Source organism: Nocardia sp. CC201C, from assembly GCF_030010695.1.
GTDB lineage: Bacteria > Actinomycetota > Actinomycetes > Mycobacteriales > Mycobacteriaceae > Nocardia > Nocardia otitidiscaviarum.
Window position 1 is genome coordinate 1 of record NZ_JASCXP010000514.1, and the last position, 4442, is coordinate 4442.

Annotated in this window: 5 protein-coding genes; 1 reads left to right on the forward strand and 4 read right to left on the reverse strand. The window is 68.8% G+C overall.

Annotation, left to right across the window (positions count from 1 at the left end; genetic code table 11):
- From QK444_RS32935 to QK444_RS32950, 4 genes are all read right to left on the reverse strand, one after another.
- The coding region (locus tag QK444_RS32935) for an ABC transporter permease subunit (protein WP_282785956.1) at nt 1–687 on the reverse strand (687 nt) is incomplete at its 3' end.
- Nucleotides 684–1721, reverse strand: coding sequence for a TIGR03842 family LLM class F420-dependent oxidoreductase (locus QK444_RS32940; protein ID WP_282785957.1), 1038 nt, complete (start codon nt 1719–1721; stop codon nt 684–686). The genes QK444_RS32940 and QK444_RS32935, both read right to left, overlap by 4 nt.
- Nucleotides 1722–1741: 20 nt before the next feature.
- Nucleotides 1742–3157 (reverse strand): dihydropyrimidinase, encoded by a 1416-nt coding sequence (gene hydA, locus QK444_RS32945; RefSeq protein ID WP_282785958.1) that lies wholly within the window; start codon nt 3155–3157, stop codon nt 1742–1744.
- On the reverse strand, nt 3154–3993 hold the full coding sequence (locus QK444_RS32950) for a nitrilase-related carbon-nitrogen hydrolase (protein ID WP_282785959.1): 840 nt from the start codon (nt 3991–3993) through the stop codon (nt 3154–3156). Before QK444_RS32950 ends, hydA begins: the two co-directional genes overlap by 4 nt.
- A 122-nt stretch (nt 3994–4115) precedes the next feature.
- On the opposite strand from QK444_RS32950, the gene QK444_RS32955 reads away from it, so the two are divergent.
- On the forward strand, nt 4116–4442 hold a 327-nt coding region (locus tag QK444_RS32955; protein ID WP_282785960.1), incomplete at its 3' end, for a GntR family transcriptional regulator.

Sequence of the window (4442 nt, forward strand, 5' to 3'; positions counted from 1 at the left end):
CCGCAGCCGCAGCAGGGTCGCCCACCACCCCGCTGCATAGCTGTGCAGCAGCTCCACCGCCGCCCGCGACGGCGATTGCAGGCCGCGCAGCATCCCGACGGCGACCGGGAAGAACACCAGGTAGGCGGCGATGACCACAATGCTCATCCAGGGCTGCCAGGGCCGCCCGGCGATGGCGATCTTGCCGCCCCACCCGGCGACCAGCGGGGCCAGTGCGATGAGCGGAACCGTCTGCGACAGCACCACATACGGCAGCAGTCCGCGCTCCACCCAGCCGAAGCGCTGCATGAGCACAGCCAGCGCGACGCCGACCACGGTGCCGAGCAGCAGCGCCAGCAGCGCCAAGACGAAGGTGAAACCGGCGGTGCGCAACAGGGTTTCACCCACGGTGCCGGAGCCGTCGGGCTCCCCCAGCACGGTCAGCACCGACCAGGTGTGCGGCAGCGCCGCGTCGGTGGTGCGCGGCAGCACGCGCTGCTCGCCGATGCTCACCCCGTCGGCCGGCACGATCGCCTTCACCAATTCCCAGACCGCGGCCACCAGCACGAAGGCGGCGAGCGGGTACAGCACCACGCCCCAGCGTGATCCGTTCGCCGACCGGCCGGTCCCGATCCCACGCCGGCGCGGTGGGCGCACGACTCGCTGGGCGGCCGCCGCGGTGCGACCGCCCTCCGGTAGCGCGGTCATGTCGTACTCGCCGTCGCCACGATCGGTTGCGCCAGCCGCGGCACGATCGACTCCCCGTAGGCGTCGAGGGTGGCGGTCTTGGCGTCGTGCTGGAGGTAGACGGCGAACTGGTCCACGCCCAGCGCCTCCAGCTCCCGCAGTCGCACCACGTGCTCGTCGGGGGTGCCGAGCAGGCAGAATCGGTCCACGATGGCGTCCGGCACGAAGTCGGCGTGCGTATTTCCGGCGCGCCCGTGCTGGTTGTAGTCGTAGCCCTGGCGACCGGCGATGTACTCGGTGAGCGCGGCGGGCACCTCACTGTCCGCGCCGTACTTGGCGACGATGTCGGCCACATGGTTGCCGACCATGCCGCCGAACCAACGGCATTGCTCCCGAGCGTGTTTCATGGCCGCCTCCGATCCGTCGGTGACGTAGGCGGGCGCGGCCACGCAGATGGTCACCTCCTTCGGATCACGTCCGGCGCGTTCGGCGGCTGCGCGCACCCGGGCGACGGTCCAGGCGGTGATATCCGGATCGGCGAGTTGCAGGATGAACCCGTCGGCCACCTCGCCGGTGAGATCCAGTGCGCGCGGCCCGTATCCGGCCACCCAGACCGGCAGTCGGGAGGCGTGCGCCCACGGGAACCGCACCGTGGTCTCCCCCACCCGGGCACTGCGACCGTTGCCCAATTCCCGGATGACGCCGATGGATTCGCGCAGGGTCGCCAGGGTGGCGGGCTTACCGCCGAGGGTGCGCACGGCGGAGTCGCCGCGCCCGATCCCGCAGACGGTGCGGTTGCCGAACATGTCGTTGAGCGTGGCGAAGGTCGAGGCGGTGACGGTCCAGTCCCGGGTGGACGGATTGGTCACCATCGGCCCGACCACGACTTTGCGGGTGGCGGCGAGGATCTGGCTGTAGATGACGTAGGGTTCCTGCCACAGCAGATGCGAGTCGAAGGTCCACACGTGCGAGAAGCCGTGCGTCTCCGCGATTCTCGCCAGTTCCACCACTCGTGACGCGGGCGGTGTGCATTGCAGTACCACACCGATGTCCATGGGGCACACTCCGTTCCGGATCAGATGAGGTTCTGGGAGAGTTCGCGTTTCACGAACCGGCCGTGGCCCGCCCGGCCCAGATAGTCGCCGTTGTCGACGATCACCCGGCCGCGCGAGAGCACCGTGTCCACATGGCCGTCGACCTCGAAACCCTCGTAGGCCGAATGGTCCATGTTCATGTGGTGGGTCTTGCCCACCCCGATGCTGGTGTGGCCGTTCGGGTCGTAGAGCACGATGTCGGCGTCCGCGCCCGGAGCGATGACGCCCTTGCGCGGGTACATGCCGAACATGCGGGCCGGGGTGGTGCAGCAGACGTCCACCCAGCGCTCGAGGGAGATGCGACCGTCCTTGACGCCCTGGAACATCAGGTCCATCCGGTGTTCGACGCCGCCGATGCCGTTGGGGATCTTGGAGAAGTCGCCGAGTCCGAGTTCCTTCTGATCCTTCATGCAGAACGGGCAGTGGTCGGTGGCGACCGAGGTGACGTCACCGGTGCGGATATAGCGCCACAGCTCGTCCTGATGCCCCTCCGCCCGCGACCGCAACGGCGTCGAGCACACCCATTTCGCACCCTCGAAACCCGGTGCGCCCAACTGTTCCTCGAGCGACAGGTACAGGTACTGCGGGCAGGTCTCGCCGAAAACGTTCTGTCCGTTGCCGCGTGCGGCGGCGATCTGCTCGAGAGCCTGTTTGGCCGACACGTGCACCACGTACAGCGGTGCGCCGGTGACCTGGGCCAGCATGATGGCGCGGTGGGTGGCCTCCTCCTCCAGCTGCCACGGCCGCGAGGTGCCGTGGAAGTACGGTGCGGTGTCACCGCGCTGGAGCGACTGTTCGACCAGCACGTCGATGGCGATGCCGTTCTCGGCGTGCATCATGAGCAGTGCGCCGAGTTCGGCACTGCGCTGCATGGCGCGCAGGATGCGGCCGTCGTCGGAGTAGAACACGCCCGGATAGGCCATGAACAGCTTGAAGCTGGTCACCCCCTCCGACACCAATTCCGCCATGCCCTTCAGGGATTCGGCGTTCACGTCACCGACGATCTGGTGGAAGCCGTAGTCGACGGCGCACCGCCCGGCCGCCTTGTCGTGCCACAGCGCGAGGGTGTCCTGCACCGTCTCACCGGGTTTCTGGACGGCGAAGTCCACGATGGTGGTGGTGCCGCCCCAGGCCGCGGCCCGAGTGCCGGTCTCGAAGGTGTCGGATGCCTCGGTGCCGCCGAAGGGCAGCTGCATGTGGGTGTGCGCATCCACGCCGCCGGGAATCACGTATTTCCCGGTGGCGTCGATGATCTGGGCGCTGGCCGCCACGTCGCCGAGGACGGTGGCGCCGGGTTGCAGGACGGCGACGATGGTTTCGCCGTCGATCAGGACGTCGAGGGGCTGAGAACCGGTGGCCGACACCACCGTTCCGCCCTGGATGAGGATTCGGTTCATGGCTGCACCAGCGGTCCGTAGGCGTCCGGGCGGCGGTCGCGGTAGAAGGCCCAGCGGTCGCGCACCACCTTGATCAGGTCCAGGTCGAGATCGCGGACCACCAGTTCCGGGGCGGTGTCGGAGGCCACCTCGCCCACGAACTTGCCCTCGGGATCGACGAAATAGCTGGTGCCGTAGAAGTCGTCGTCACCGTAGTCGGCCTCGATGCCGACGCGGTTGATCGCGCCGACGAAGTACTCGTTGGCGACGGCGGAGGCGGGCTGCTCCAGCTTCCACAGGTAGCCGGACAGCCCGCGGGAGGTGGCCGACGGATTGAACACGATCTCCGCGCCCGCCAGGCCCAGCGCCCGCCAGCCTTCGGGGAAGTGCCGGTCGTAGCAGATGTACACGCCCACCCGGCCGACGGCGGTGTCGAAGACCGGCCAGCCCAGATTGCCCGGCCGGAAATAGAACTTCTCCCAGAACCCGTTCACGTGCGGGATGTGGTGCTTGCGGTATTTGCCGAGGTAGCGGCCGTCGGCGTCGATGACGGCCGCGGTGTTGTACAGCAGGCCGGGCTGCTCCTGCTCGTACACCGGCAGCACCATCACCATGCCGAGTTCGGCCGCCAGCGCCGCGAACCGGTCCACCGTGGGGCCGGGCACCGATTCGGCGTAGTCGTAGAACTTGGTGTCCTGGAGCTGGCAGAAGTACGGCCCGTAGAACAACTCCTGGAAGCAGATCACCTTCGCTCCCGCCGCGGCGGCCTGCCGGGCGTAGTCCTCGTGCGCCTTGATCATGGACTCTTTGTCGCCGGTCCAGTTGGTCTGGACCAGCGCTGCTCGAACGATTGCCATGCTTTGTGATACTGCACCGAGAACCAATTCCGCTGTGTTACAGAATGACGGAAACAGTTTCGTGACCGTAAATCCTCGGGGTGGCCGTGTTCGCGCACGGGTCGCCATCGCAGAATGACGCTGTGACAACCGAACTCGGCCCGCTCGACACGACCGCACCCGACCCGGCTGGCGACGGGTTGTTCGCGGGCGTCCACGACCGCACCGCCGCCGGTATCGCCGCCACCGTCGGCGGCCGCATCCGCTCCGGCGCGCTGTCGCCCGGCACCCGGCTGCCCACCGTGCGCGAGGTGGCGCGGGAGCTGAAGGTCTCCCCGGCCACCGTCACCCAGGCGTGGCGGGCGCTGGCGGCGGCGGGCGCGATCGTGGCCCGGGGGCGCGCGGGCACCTTCGTGGCGGACGCGCCCGCGCCGCCGGTGGGGGGGGGTGGGCGCGACCAGCGGCGGCAC